Genomic DNA, 13,583 nt, shown 5'->3' with positions numbered 1-13,583 from the left:
GGCACAACCGGAGGGAGGGCAGCGGGTGCATCACCACCATCACGGGATCCTCGGACATCACACGACGATCGCGATAATCCTGGCCCTCCTCTCGGCGGTGGCCTTCGCGGTGGCCACGGTGGCCCAGCAGCGGGCGGCCTCGAAGGTCACCGACGACGAGGTCGACCGTGGGCAACTCATCGGCGTGCTGCTGCGGCGCCCGCTCTGGTGGGCCGGCACGCTCGGCAACCTCGGTGGCTACCTGCTGCAGGCGGTGGCTCTCGGCTTCGGGTCGCTGCTGGTGGTGCAGCCATTGCTGGTCACCTCCATCCTCTTCGCGCTGCCGCTGGAGGCGCGGGTGGCCAAGGTGAAGCTGCGTCGCCACGTCTGGATCTGGGGGAGCGCCCTCGTGATGGCGCTGGCCATCTTCGTGGTGGTCGGTAACCCGTCCCGTGGTCTGGAGCAGCCGCACCCCCGGTCGTGGATTCTGCTGCTGTTGGTCGGCGGCCCGCTGGTCGCGCTCTGTGTGGCCGTCGGGCTGCGCCGCAGCGGCGCGACCCGCTCCAGCCTGCTTGCGCTGGCCGTCGGCTTCCTGGCCGGCGTCGCCGCGCTGCTGACCAAGGTGGTCGTCGAGCTCGTCCAGCACGGCCCGGGGGCGGTCTTCACTTCGTGGGAGACCTATGCGCTGGTGGTGGTCGGGCTGGGCGGGGTCTATCTGCAGCAGGTGGCCTTCCAGGCCGGATCGCTGCGGACGTCGATGCCGATCATCCAGGTCGTCGAGCCGCTCACCGCCTCGATCCTCGGGGTGCTGCTGCTGGAGGAGCACCTGAGAGTCGGTCACGGGAAGCTGCTGCTGATGGCGGTGGCGACGGTCATCATGGTGGTCGCGACGGTCGAGCTGGCGCTCGGCCAGGCCCAGGTCGAGAGCGACCACTACGTCAGCCACGCCCACCTGCCGCACTAGTCTAAGACATTCATGGCAGACAAGCAGATGATCCAGTTGACCAAGGGGCCGAGAGCGGTAATGGCTGCACTGGAGCGGTGGATCGTCCAACGCGATGCGGGTCCGATGAACAACGAGAACTGGAATCCTGCCCCTGGATCCATTGACCCATTTGACGAGGACGGGGTGGGTGGTGGAGGTGGCAGTGGAGGTGACTACGAAGATTGATAACCCGTGAGGAGTGGCTAGAACGTGAGCGCGAAGCGGAGGCTGCCGCCCTCACATTGGGCGCCCATGTCGGAGGGACGATGCCGTTCCCTCGGGCGTGGTCCGCGGGCCTAAGCCGGATTTCGCCTTTCGTTCGCTCTGCCCGCAGAGATGTCAAGTCGGTGCTCAGATTAAATGTCGTGTACATCGTTCCGGGCGAAGTGACGCCAGGACGTGACGGAGCACCGCACGTGCCCGGCATCCGAACCGGGCGCTACTCCAAGAAGCGGTCTTTGCTTCTTGTCACAGCCGGTGTTCCGAACGAACTCCCAATGGAGCCGCACACGGTAGACGAGACGATGTCGATAATGATCCTGCAGTCAGTTGAAGCCGCCGCTGACTTTGCGCGGACACGAAAAATTGCGGCGGATCTACCAGAACTTCGCGCATTGGCGCAGTCAATCGTGGACGAGTTCGCCGTCAACAGGTGAGTCCGCCCCATCGGTACCCCAGTTCTTGAGGTTACCGCAGCCATGTCACGACCCCTACGCCTACGACGCAGTAGGCGATACGCAGTCTGCGCCCGGCAAGGCTCTGACCTGGGACACCGCCGGGCACCTGGCAAGCGTGAAGAACGTCGCGACCGGGCAGGTACAGACCAGGATCTACGACGCCGAGGGCAACCTGCTGGTTTCGATCACGGCCAAGACGTTGGCCTATTCGTCGGATTCGGTGACGAAGTCAGGACCTGTTGCGGAGACGTTCTCCTGCCCGCAGGCCGTAGCCGCCCCAACGGCCACTTACGGGGTATGGACTTCATCTGCGAGCTCGATCACGTCTTTGCTGGCACGCACAACTGAGCTCCGCTGCAACAACAGCTGGGCAGTCGAGAGGCACCTAGCCCGCTGCTTTCACGGTGAGGGTGTGCCGTTGAACTGAAAAGTGCTCCACGTCAATGAAACTTGGAGATGTCGAGTAACCAAGTTCGTTGAACGGGGAGCACCTTCGTGGTGAAGAATATCGGGTCGTATCCGCGCGTCCAAGCCGACACGGCCGGGACCGGTGTGGTGTCTCATGCCGGTGGTGTCGTGGTGGTCGAAACCGTCCGCAGTACGGGGCTGCTGACGTCGTTGTCGCAGGCGTGGCGCCGTGGCGTAAGCCGATGGCGGTGCATGATCCTGGGAAGATCATCACCGACCTCGCGATCAGCCTGGCACTGGGCGGGGACTGCCTGGCCGACATCTCCGTGCTCCGTGCCGAGCCTGGTGTCTTCGGTGCGGTGGCCTCCGATCCGACGGTGTCGAGGTTGATCGACACGCTCGCCGTGGACGCGCCAGCAGCGTTGGCGGCGATCAACACCGCCCGCGCCCAGGCCCGAGCAGCAGCGTGGTCAGCCGCCGGCCGGCACGCCCCGAACCGAGGACGAACAGCGACAGCGCCGTTGATCATCGACGTCGACGCCACCCTCATCGCCGCCCATTCGGAGAAAGAGAAAGCGGCGCCGACGTTCAAGAGAGGCTTCGGTCATCACCCGCTATGGGCCTTCGCCGACCATGGCGAAGACGGTGGCGGTGAGCCGTTGTCGTTCCTGCTGCGTCCGGGCAACGCCGGCTCCAACACCGCGACCGACCACATCATCGTCATCGAACAAGCGCTGGCGCAACTCCCAGCGCGCCGCCGTCGACCAGCGGTGTTGATCCGGGCCGATTCCGCCGGCGGCACCCACGAGTTGCTGTCCTGGCTCACCGCGCAAGGATTGTTGTACTCGGTCGGGTTCGCCTTCCAGACCGGTTTCGCCAATGATGTACTGCCGAAAGTCCCCGACCAGGCGTGGTCACCGGCCTACGACAGCAACGGCGGTGTCCGCGACGGGGCGTGGGTCGCCGACGTCTCCGGGCTGATGAACCTGAGCACCTGGCCCACGGGGATGCGGGTCATCATCGCAAAGAACGACCCCACCCCGGCGCTCAGCTGCGGATCACCGACACCGACGGGCACCGCATCACCGCCTTCGCTACCAACGCCAGCACCGGGCAGATCGCTGACCTCGAACTACGCCACCGCCGCCGGGCCCGCTGCGAAGACCGCATCCGCCACGCCAAAGACACCGGCCTGAACAACCTCCCGTTGCACGACTTCAACCAGAACCAGATCTGGTGCGCCATCGTCGCCCTGGCCTGCGAGCTGACCGCCTGGACCCAACTGCTCGCGTTCACCACCCACCACGCCCGGAGGTGGGAACCGAAACGGCTACGGCTGCGGATCTTCAGCATCGCGGCCCGACTCAGCCGTCACGGCCGGCGACAACAGCTCCACCTCGCCGCGACCGCGCCCTGGGCCCACCTCATCACCGACGGTCTGCAACGACTACGGCGAATCCCAGCACCCAGCTGAGCACCACCCCACCCGCCGACCCCACGACCAGCAAAGCACCCACCGGACAGTGGAAACCGGCGCCCACCCAGGCGAACCCCGGTCAGATCACCGCACCCCAGAATCAGAATCACGCAAACGCCCACCACCGAACCGAAAACCCGCCATCGCCCAGACCATCACGAAAGATTCGGGCTAGCTATACAACTGCTGAACCTCTTCGGCGCAGCGCCGCATCTCCTCACGCAGCTCGGGCGGGGAGAGCACCTCGACGTCGGCCCCGAAGCCGAGCAGCAGTCCTCGGGCGGCCCAGATGTGGTTGAACTGCAGCGTGATGTCTACCTGCCCCTTCTTTCCCGGGACATCGGTGACCGGATCCTCGGCGACAAGATAGGAGGCGGTGATCCGTCTGATACGCCCCAGTGCCGCCGGTACCACCCGGACGACGGCTGAGACCTCGGTCGGCCGCTGCTCGGCCACCGTCGAGAGATCGCTCCAGAGCTGCTCCAGGGTGACCGTGCTGCGCCGGCGTACCGGCTCGTTGAGCTCGGTGGCCTCCAGCATCCGGCTCACCCGGAACAGCCGGGCCGCCCGCCGCGAGTCGGCCACCAGGTACCAGACGCCGGCCTTGGCGACCAGCCCGTACGGGTCAAGGGTGTAGCGGCTGACCCGTTCGCTCCGCCCATGTCTATAGGTGATGTGCAGTCGAAGGTCGTTGAGGACGACCCGCTGCACCAGGGCCAGCTGGGGCACCTCGTCGCCGGGCTTCATCCAGGGGCGCGGGTCGGCCAGAATGCGCAGGCCGGCCCGCTCGGCGTCGCTGCGCTGACTCTGTGGCACGGCTGCCAGCAGCTTGGACATGGCGCTGGCCAGGGCGTCGCCCAGGCCCAGGTCGGCGTGCGTGCGCTGCGAGGTGAGGACGAAGAGAGACATCGACTCCTCCGGGGTGAGCGCCGGAACCTTCGCCTGGTAGCCGTCGAGCAGGCGCACCCCGCCGGAGCGACCCTGCTCGCAGTAGACCGGCACCCCGGCGGCGCTCAGCGCGTCGACGTCGCGGTAGATGGTGCGCGTGGAGACCTCCAGCCGCTGCGCTAGCTCGCGCGCGGAGACCATTCCGCGCCCCTGCAGGGTGAGCAGGATCGCCAGCAACCGGTCAGCTCTCATGCCTCAATAGTGGCATCAATACCTGACATCACGTGTCAAGTATTGGCAACCAATATGGATCTCGTCGAACCGACAGCGATGTAGAGCGCAGCAGCCAATCACTCAGAGATCTCAGGAGAATCCCATGACCGCACAGCTGACCACCTTCGATCCCCGACTTCCCTACGCCCAGGCGACCGCCCAGACGGAGCTGACGGTGGCCGGTATCCGTCCGGAGCAGTTCGGCCTCCCCACCCCGTGCGACGAGTACGACGTCCGCACCCTGGTCGGGCACATGATCGGCGGGATGAACCGCATCGCGCACGTCGGCCGGGGCGGCGACTGTGACGATGTCGAGCCGCAGATCTACGGTGTCCCCGACGAGCAGCTGCTGGCCGAGTTCCGGCAGGCGCGGCTGCGCACGGTGGCGGTGTGGTCGCCGGAGTCGACGCTCGATGCGATGGCCAAGGTGCCGTGGGGCGTGGTGCCCGGCCGGATCGCGCTCGGGGGCTACGTCATGGAGATCCTGACGCACGGCTGGGACCTGGCGGTGGCCACCGGCCAGCCCAGTGAAGGGGCGCCGGAGCTGGCCGAACTGGCGTTGGGAATCGGTCGGATGGCCGTTCCGGCCGAGGCGCGGCAGGATCCTGAGATGCCGTTCGACACGGTCATCGAGGTGCCGGACGAGGCCGGTGCCTACGCCCGGCTGGCCGGGTGGCTGGGGCGCAAGCAGTAACGACAATGGGAGCCCCTGCAGCGTGCGGGGGCTCCCATTGTCGTACTCGTCGAGCGAGCTGAGCTGTGGCTAGCTGGACGCCTGCGCCGTCTGGCTAACTGGACGCCTCCGCCGCCTGAAGCGCCTGCAGCTCCACCTCGATCTTGGCGTCGTACTCAGCCGCATCCTGCTTGGCGGCCTTCGGGCTCCAGCGTCCGATCATCAGGAAAACAAACGGGATGAAGAGAATCTGGGCCGCGAAGCAGATCCACCACCAGGTGCGCCACTGCTTGCCGATGTCGTTCTGGGCCTTGACCACGTCGGCCGCATTGGCCTTGAGGTAGGCCAAGTCCGCCGGCGGTACCTTGCCGAGCGCGGTCAGCTGGGCGGCGGCATCCTGCACGACCGGTCCCGCCGTCTTGAGCAGGGCCAGCGAGGAGACCGGCACGGCACCGAGTGCGGCCAACTGCGCCGAGGCATCCTTCACCACCGGACCGGCCGTGGTGAGCAGGGCCAGGTCGGCCTTCGGTACGGCACTGGCCGCCGCCAACCGGGCCGCCGCCGTCGCTGCGGGGACGCGCAGTCTGACCGCGATCTGACCGACCGCGGCGACGGCCGCCGGGCCGGTCGGGTTGGCCTGCAACGCGGCCAGGGTGGCCGGACTGATCGCGCTGAGCGTCTCGATCTCCTGGGCGTACTTCACCGAGTCGGTCTTCAGCTGCACGATCTGCGCCGCATTGACCCCCTTGGGGCCGGTCAGGTCGGCCAGGGCCGCCACCTGGGCCGCCGGGTCGGTCGGAGCGACCGTCAGTGCAGCCAGGTTGGCCGGCTGAATCGCCGCCGCAGTGGCCAGCTCGTCCTTGTATTTCGCCGAATCCGTCTTCACCTGGACGATCTGGGTGGCGGTGACGCCCTTACTGGCGGTGATGTCGGCGAGTGCGGCAACCTGGGCCAGCGGGCTCGTTGGGTTGGCGGTGAGCGCCGCTAGATGAGCCGGTGTGATGAGGGCGGCGGTAGCCAGCTCGGCGTGGTACTTGGCCGCCAACTCCTGCACCTTCGGACCCTTGTCGACCAGGGCGTTCGTGCCGCTGACGACGAAGGTGAGGGCGATGAGGACGACGGTGACCACGGTGCGCAGCAGCGCACCCCAGACGGCGAGACCGGTGGCCGTGGCCGCCGGGTTGTGCTTCTCGACCGTCTCGGTGAAGGCGGCCATCCAGGCGGTGTACGCGACGCCGCCACCGGCGGCGATGACGACGATGATCGCCGCCAGCTCGTAGTAGCTGGTGGTCGGCGGGTTGGTGCCGTGCACGCCGGTCGTCGCCTTGGTGGCCCAGACGGCTACTCCGGCGGCGCTGACCAGGGCGCCGATGATCATGAACGGCTTGCGGACCCGGAAGCGGTCGGAGAGCACACCGGCGACCACCAGGGCGATCGCGTTGGTGACCCAGTACCAGTTGCCGAGCGCGTTGGCCTGCGACTCCGAGTACCCGAAGACGGTGGCCAAGTAGACGACGAAGAAGCCGACGGCGACGTAGTAGAAGATCAGGAAGATGCTGATGGCGAAGGCCGGGCCGATGATGTCGGCCTTCATCATCTGCTTCCAGTGGCCGTGCAGGGCGGTCTCCGGGTCGAGTCCGGCGGCGCGGGCCTCGACGAGCACCCGCTCGCGGTGGGTGACCATCAGCTGGTCGCGCAGCTTCGGGCTCAGCTCGCGCAGCAGGATGAAGGCAAGCACGAAGACGATCAGGCCGACGGTGCCGCAGACGTAGAACTGGAACTGCCAATCGGGGTGCGAGTCGAGGGTGTTGCTGCTGACCGCGGTGACCGCGAGGCTACCGAGGACCGGGCCGAGGGTCCAGAAACCCATCGCGCTCGCCCGTCCGATCTGCGGGCTGAAGTCGCGCACCAGCGCCGGAGTGGCCACCAGCACGATGCCCTCGACCACGCTCAGGATCGCGAAGAGGAACATGTAGACGCCCTTGCTGCCGGCGTGCGGCAGCCCGAAGAGAATGATCAGGCCGGTGATGGCCAGGCCGTACACGACCATGTTGGCCCGTCCCCAGCGATCGGCCAGACCGGCGGCCAGTGAGCCGAGTGCCCCCACCGCGTTGCCGACGATCGAGACCGCCACGTAGAACCCGAAGGTCATGTGGAAGTACGTGATGATCTGCGTGGCGACCGCGCCTTGGATGTATAGCTCGTAATAGAGCACTACGGTGGCGAGGACGGTGATTGCGAGGTATGTATAGCGACGGGTGTTAGTCGGGTAACGACCGAGTTGTCGGTTCCATAGGGATTCGGTGACGGCCGTTTCCGGCGCCTCATCTGATGAATGCGCGAGCGCGGTCATTCGTATTCCTCCAGCTTGGGGGCATGTTGTGCTCTAGGTCTCAGAAATGAGACGATATGGGAAATGTTGCACGAAGGAAAGGATTTCGCCAGTGGGGGTGTCGGCCGAGGCTCCGATAGGTCCGCCGGACCCGAAAGACCGGGCAGGCGCGACCTCGTCCGCTTCAATATCTGCCCATCCCTCTGGCTTGGCAAGCGCAACACCCACATTCGGTCATTCGACGAGATGGGCCGCGAAGTTGCAGGCCGATTCGGTTCGAGCCGCTGAACGCTGCCCAGATGTCGCCCGTGTGCTCCCCGGCGGGGTCTCTGCGCCGTCCAACATCCGCGAGGCCGCCCTCTCGGCCGCGCTTCGAGACTTCGACGAACTGCGCCGCCTCGACATGGGTTCGCTGGCCCAGACCCTCGGTGTCTCACGCTCTACGCTCTACCGCCAGGCCGGCGACCGGGACAATCTCCTCGGCCAGGCGATCTGGTGGCGCTCCCGGATGAGCTACGCGCTGGTGCTGGAGGAGACCGCCGAGCTGACCGGCCTGGAGCGCCTCAACGCCGCCATCGGCACTGTTGTGCGCCGCTACCAGGGCACCCCGCAGATCCGGCGCTTCATCGACGAGGAGCCGCAGGCGGCGATGCGCATCCTCACCGGCCCGACCGGTCAGATCCAGCGCGGCTTCATCACGGTGACTCGCAACCTCCTCGAGTTGGAGATCGAGAAGGACGACCTGCACTTCAGCATCCCGCCGGCCACCCTGGCCTATGCGATCGTCCGTCTCATCGAGAGCTTCATGTACTCCGACGTGCTCGCGGTGCGCGACCCGGATATAGAGGTGGGTATCGAGGTCGTGCGCAGCCTGCTGGCCGGCGCACTCACCCCGCGGCAGACCTAGGCCGGCGCCGCGCCCAGTCCTGCCCGGCCCTGTCCGGTCCCGCCCGGTCCTGCCCGAAGCCTCGCCGAACCCATCAGGCAGGCTAGGCGGTGATGACCAGCCAGCCGAGCGCGCTCGCCGCAATTCTGGACGCTGCCGTGAGCCAGGCCGAGACTGGGGCGGCCGACCCGGATGCGGTCTTCGACGCGTTCTCCAGCTGGGTCGAGTCACGGGGGATCGAGCTGTACCCCGCACAGTCCGAAGCCCTCATCGAGATCGTCACCGGTTCCAACGTCATCCTCTCGACCCCGACCGGCTCGGGAAAGTCTCTGGTCGCCACCGGGGCGCACTTCGCCGCTCTGGTCGAGGGGAAGCGCAGCTTCTACACCGCGCCGATCAAGGCGTTGGTGAGTGAGAAGTTCTTCGACCTCTGCGCGATCTTCGGGCCGTCGCGGGTCGGCATGATGACCGGCGACGCGAGCGTCAACGCCGACGCGCCGATCATCTGCTGCACGGCCGAGGTGCTGGCCAACCTGGCGCTTCGGCAGGGGGCGGCGGCCGATATCCACCTGGTGATCATGGACGAGTTCCACTACTACGGCGACGGCGATCGGGGCTGGGCCTGGCAGGTTCCGCTGCTGGAACTCCCCCGGGCCCAGTTCCTGCTCATGTCGGCCACCCTCGGTGACGTGAAGTTCTTCGCCGATGACCTCACCCGGCGCAACGGGCGGAACACCGCCGTGGTCACGTCGGTGAATCGCCCAGTCCCGCTGCACCATTACTACGCCACCACGCCGCTGCACGAGACGATCACCGACCTGCTGCAGACGCATCAGGCGCCGATCTACATCGTTCACTTCACGCAGGCGTCGGCGCTGGAGCAGGCGCAGGCCCTGATGAGCGTGAACGTCTGCACCCGGGAGGAGAAGGATCGGATCGCGCTGGCCATCGGCGACTTCCGCTTCAGCTCCGGCTTCGGGAAGGTGCTCTCCCGGCTGGTTCGCCATGGGATCGGGGTGCACCACGCCGGGATGCTGCCGAAGTACCGGCGGCTGGTCGAGCAGCTGGCCCAGACCGGCCTGCTCAAGATCATCTGTGGCACCGACACACTCGGGGTCGGCATCAACGTCCCGATCCGGACGGTGGTGCTCACCTCGCTGTCGAAGTACGACGGTCAGCGCACCCGTCACCTGCAGGCGCGGGAGTTCCACCAGATCGCCGGGCGGGCCGGCCGGGCCGGCTTCGACACCGCGGGCACCGTGGTCGTGCAGGCCCCCGAGCACGAGGTGGAGAACATCCGGCTCGTCGCCAAGGCCGGAGACGACCCGAAGAAGCTGAAGCGGGTGCAGCGCAAGAAGGCGCCGGAGGGGTTCGTCTCGTGGTCGAAGGGGACGCATGATCGTCTGATCGCGGCCGAGCCGGAGCCGCTGAAGTCACATTTCCAGGTCTCCCACTCGATGCTGCTGAACGTGATCGCCCGTCCCGGTGATGCCTTTGTCGCGATGCGCAAGCTGCTGACCGACAACCATGAGCCGGCCGCTGCCCAGCGCCGCCATGTGCGGACGGCGATCCAGGCCTATCGCTCACTGCTGACGGCTGGGGTCATCGAGCGGTTGGAGGTTCCGGACGCCGTCGGCCGGACCGTCCGGCCGACGGTGGACCTGCCGATGAACTTCGCGCTGAACCAACCGCTGTCGACTTTCGCCCTGGCCGCTGTGGAGATTCTCGACCTCGAATCGGAGACCTTCGCCCTCGACGTGCTCTCGGTGATCGAGTCCACGCTGGAGAACCCACGTCAGATCCTCTCGGCCCAGGAACACAAGGCCCGGGGTGAGGCGATCGGGCGGATGAAGTCGGAGGGGATCGAATACGACGAGCGGATGGAGCTGCTGGAGGAGGTCACCTATCCACAGCCGTTGGCCGAGCTGCTGAACGCCGCCTTCGAGATCTACGCCCAGGGGCACCCGTGGCTGCGCGAGCTGGAACTATCGCCGAAGTCGGTCGTGCGGGACATGTGGGAACGGGCGATGACTTTCGGTGAATACGTTTCCTTTTACGGCCTTACCCGCTCCGAAGGGCTGGTGCTGCGCTACCTCTCCGACGCCTATCGGGCGCTTCGGGCCGGTGTCTCGGCGGTGGCCCGGACGGAGGGTGTGGAGGAGCTCACCGAGTGGCTGGGCGAGCTGGTGCATCAGGTCGACTCCAGCCTGCTGGACGAGTGGGAGCACATGACCAGCGGCGACCTCGACCCGTCAGTGCGCGATGTGGCCCCACCGACCCGCAGCCTCACCTCGAATGTGCGCGCCTTCACCGTGCTCGTCCGCAACGCGCTCTTCCGCCGGGTGGCGCTCGCGGCCCGGCGCAATTACTACGAACTCGGCCTGCTGGACGGAGCCGACGGGTGGGACTTCGAGGCCTGGCAGGAGGCGCTTGACCAGTATTTCGAGGAGTATCCCTCGATGGGCTGGGGTTCGGTGGCCCGCGGGCCGGCCCTGTTCCAGGTGACCGTCGAGCCGACCCAGTGGGTGGTGCGCCAGGTGTTCGACGACCCGGAGGAGGACCACGACTGGGGCATCAGTGCGGTGGTGGATCTGGCCGCCAGCGATGAGGCCGGCGAAGCCGTGCTGCACGTAACGGCCGTAGATCGCTGGTAGTTCTCGTCGGCATTCGCCGGCGCGCGTGCGCACGTGCCTGCACATCTGGCCGAAGGTCCTGCACATGTGGCGTGATAGCACCCAGAACGCAGGACGCTTGCGACGTATCACCGGATCGGGTGCAGCCTCTCGATGAGGTAGCGGCCAATGACGGCTGCGTGATTGCTCCTGTCCGACAGTGCTGACGGACGCTCCTTCGCTGCGACGCCGCCGGTCGCGAGTCGTCGCCCAATCGAGAGGCATGTCATGGCCCAATACATGGATCGCTACATCCCACGCCGCCGATTCTTCGCCGGGGCCGGCGCCGCCGCTCTCGGCGCTACCGCCGTGGGTGTCACGGCCGCCGCGCCCGCCGAAGCCGTGGCCGTCCTCCCCGGCGGGGGCGCCGCCGGCGGGTCCGGTGCTCATCCGAACGCTACGACCGCCGGCACCACGATCGCCTCGGCCCCGCTGGCCGGCTACACCTATCGCCACGCCGAGATGTTCGACTTCACGCCCGAGTCGCCGAGTGCGCTCCGCGCTTGGGGCGGATCCGGGGTCTACACCACCGGCACGACCAGTGCCCTCTGGGCGAGCATGGAGATTCCGGCTGGGGCAAAGATTCGCGACATCGAGTGGTACACCTACAACAGCGCCTCCAGCCCCACGAGCGGTCTCGGCCGGATCTGGGAAGCGGGTACCGGTGGTTTCTACACACCAGTGGTCGACGTGACCATCCCGGTCAGCTCCGCCGTCGTCGCCACCCGGGGTGTCGTCACCTCGGCGAACTACGGCCCCTTCCCGCCGGGGACGAAACTAGCCCTCGTGTTCTACAACAACGACACCACGGGTAAGCAGCAGGTCAACGGGGTGCGGGTCGGCTTCAGTGAGGGCGCGGGGGCCGTCGGAGTGCTCCCGGTGCCGGTGCGTGCCTACGACACCCGCAGCAGCGGGGGGCGGTTCGCCGGCGGCGAGCTGCGCGCGATCACGCTGCCGGCCTCGGCCGTGCCGGTGGGCACGACATCGGTGCAGCTGAAGTTCACCTCGGCCAACTCGACCATCAGCGGAAACCTCAAGGCCTATCCGGCCGGCGGGTCGCTTCCGCAGATGACGGTGCTGAACTACCAGGCCGGTCAGCAGTGTGGCAATACGGTGATGATGAACGTTCCGCCGAGTCGCCAGATCGCCATCCTGGCCTCGACCGCCACCGATGTGGTCGTCGACATCTTCGGAACGGTCGGCTAGCCGCACGCATTTGGGAAGCCGACGTTGGGAGGCCGGCGTTAGGGACGGTCCGTGGTTGGGTAGTCAGGCGGTGGCCCCTGACTACCAAGCCGGACTCCTCCGGCGCAAGCTTCCTGAACTGGATCATCATGCGTGACTTCCTCTGCCCGAACTGCGGCAATCGCCTCGCCTTCGAGAACTCCGTCTGCCTCAGCTGCGGCAACAACGTCGGGTTCGACCTCGACACCCGTGATTTCGCGATCGTCGGTGCCGACGGGCTCACCACCGTCGAGCCGCCCCGGCGGATCTGCTCCAACCTCAATCTCGCCGTCTGCAACTGGCTCGTCGCCGCCGACTCGCCGACCGGTCTCTGCCGCTCCTGCTCGCTGACCCGGACCCGACCGTCGGACAGCGACCTCACCGGCCTGCCCGAGTTCGCCGAGGCCGAGGCGGCGAAGCGCCGACTGGTACTCGAGCTCACCGAACTCGGGCTGCCGATCGTCGACCGTGACACCGACCCGGAACACGGTCTCTGCTTCGACCTCCTCTCCAGCGTTCACGAGCAGGTGATCACCGGGCACGACAACGGCGTCATCACCCTCGATCTGGCCGAGAGTGACGACGTCCACCGCGAGCAGCTGCGCATCTCGATGGATGAGCCGTACCGGACGCTGCTCGGGCACTTCCGCCACGAGATCGGCCACTACTACAACGACGTCCTGGCTCTGGAGGGTGAGCCGCGCAAGCAGTACGAGGCGCTCTTCGGTGACTACGACCTCGACTACCAGGCCGCGTTGGATCGGCACTACTCCGAGGGCGCACCCGAGGGCTGGACGGAGAACTACATCTCCTCCTACGCCACCATGCACCCGGCCGAGGACTGGGCCGAGACGTTCGCCCACTACCTGCACATCCGCGACACCATCGACACCGCGGCCGCCTTCGGCTTCGCCCCGGCCGGCGCGACCGTGGACAAGCCGCTAGCCGGCAGCAGCGGTTTCGACCGGATCATCGAGCTCTGGCTCCCGCTGTCCTGGGCGCTCAACATGATCAATCGATCCATGGGTCATCAGGACCTGTACCCGTTCGTCCTGCCCCCCGCCGTGCTGGAGAAGATGCGCCTCATTCACGAGCTCATCAGCGCATAA

The 13,583-nt window shown here is 66.9% G+C and carries 10 protein-coding genes and 1 pseudogene; 9 read left to right on the top strand and 2 right to left on the bottom strand.

Going from position 1 to position 13,583, the window contains the following annotated elements; genetic code table 11:
- Positions 1-25 precede the first annotated feature (25 nt).
- The 4 genes and pseudogenes from CPH63_RS02535 to CPH63_RS02525 all read left to right on the top strand — a co-directional run bounded on the left by CPH63_RS02535 (position 26) and on the right by CPH63_RS02525 (position 3,523).
- Positions 26-943 (top strand): DMT family transporter, encoded by a 918-nt coding sequence (locus tag CPH63_RS02535; protein WP_197704534.1) that lies wholly within the window; start codon positions 26-28, stop codon positions 941-943.
- A gap of 12 nt (positions 944-955) precedes the next feature.
- Positions 956-1,150, top strand: a complete 195-nt coding sequence (locus CPH63_RS22015) for a hypothetical protein (protein ID WP_157749228.1) — start codon at positions 956-958, stop codon at positions 1,148-1,150.
- A gap of 179 nt (positions 1,151-1,329) precedes the next feature.
- Positions 1,330-1,620: a hypothetical protein gene (locus CPH63_RS22010; RefSeq protein ID WP_157749227.1), complete on the top strand. Its 291-nt coding sequence runs from the start codon at positions 1,330-1,332 to the stop codon at positions 1,618-1,620.
- A 671-nt stretch (positions 1,621-2,291) separates the two neighbouring features.
- Positions 2,292-3,523: pseudogene (locus tag CPH63_RS02525) on the top strand (IS1380 family transposase).
- Positions 3,524-3,697: 174 nt separating this feature from the next.
- Here CPH63_RS02525 and CPH63_RS02520 read toward each other — a convergent pair.
- Positions 3,698-4,666: a YafY family protein gene (locus tag CPH63_RS02520; protein ID WP_096301428.1), complete on the bottom strand. Its 969-nt coding sequence runs from the start codon at positions 4,664-4,666 to the stop codon at positions 3,698-3,700.
- A 124-nt stretch (positions 4,667-4,790) separates the two neighbouring features.
- On the opposite strand from CPH63_RS02520, the gene CPH63_RS02515 reads away from it, so the two are divergent.
- A complete protein-coding gene (locus tag CPH63_RS02515) occupies positions 4,791-5,381 on the top strand; it encodes a TIGR03086 family metal-binding protein (RefSeq protein WP_096301427.1) in 591 nt (196 codons plus the stop codon).
- Between the two features lie 94 nt (positions 5,382-5,475).
- Here the strand turns inward: CPH63_RS02515 and CPH63_RS02510 are convergent, their stop codons facing one another.
- Positions 5,476-7,713, bottom strand: a complete 2,238-nt coding sequence (locus tag CPH63_RS02510) for an MFS transporter (protein ID WP_096301426.1) — start codon at positions 7,711-7,713, stop codon at positions 5,476-5,478.
- Between the two features lie 187 nt (positions 7,714-7,900).
- Here CPH63_RS02510 and CPH63_RS02505 point away from each other — a divergent pair, with 187 nt between their 5' ends.
- The 4 genes from CPH63_RS02505 to CPH63_RS02490 all read left to right on the top strand — a co-directional run bounded on the left by CPH63_RS02505 (position 7,901) and on the right by CPH63_RS02490 (position 13,583).
- Complete coding sequence (locus tag CPH63_RS02505) at positions 7,901-8,599, top strand: QsdR family transcriptional regulator (protein ID WP_157749226.1); 699 nt, start codon at positions 7,901-7,903, stop codon at positions 8,597-8,599.
- 92 nt (positions 8,600-8,691) lie between these two features.
- On the top strand, positions 8,692-11,232 hold the full coding sequence (locus CPH63_RS02500) for an RNA helicase (RefSeq protein ID WP_096301424.1): 2,541 nt from the start codon (positions 8,692-8,694) through the stop codon (positions 11,230-11,232).
- Between the two features lie 246 nt (positions 11,233-11,478).
- Entirely contained in the window at positions 11,479-12,456 is a 978-nt protein-coding gene (locus CPH63_RS02495) for a hypothetical protein (protein WP_157749225.1), read from the top strand.
- A gap of 128 nt (positions 12,457-12,584) precedes the next feature.
- Entirely contained in the window at positions 12,585-13,583 is a 999-nt protein-coding gene (locus CPH63_RS02490; protein ID WP_096301422.1) for a putative zinc-binding metallopeptidase, read from the top strand.

This window comes from Jatrophihabitans sp. GAS493 (assembly GCF_900230215.1).
In the GTDB taxonomy this organism is placed as follows: domain Bacteria; phylum Actinomycetota; class Actinomycetes; order Mycobacteriales; family Jatrophihabitantaceae; genus MT45.
Note: the sequence above shows the minus strand (reverse complement) of the source record. Positions and strands in the feature narration are given on the sequence as shown.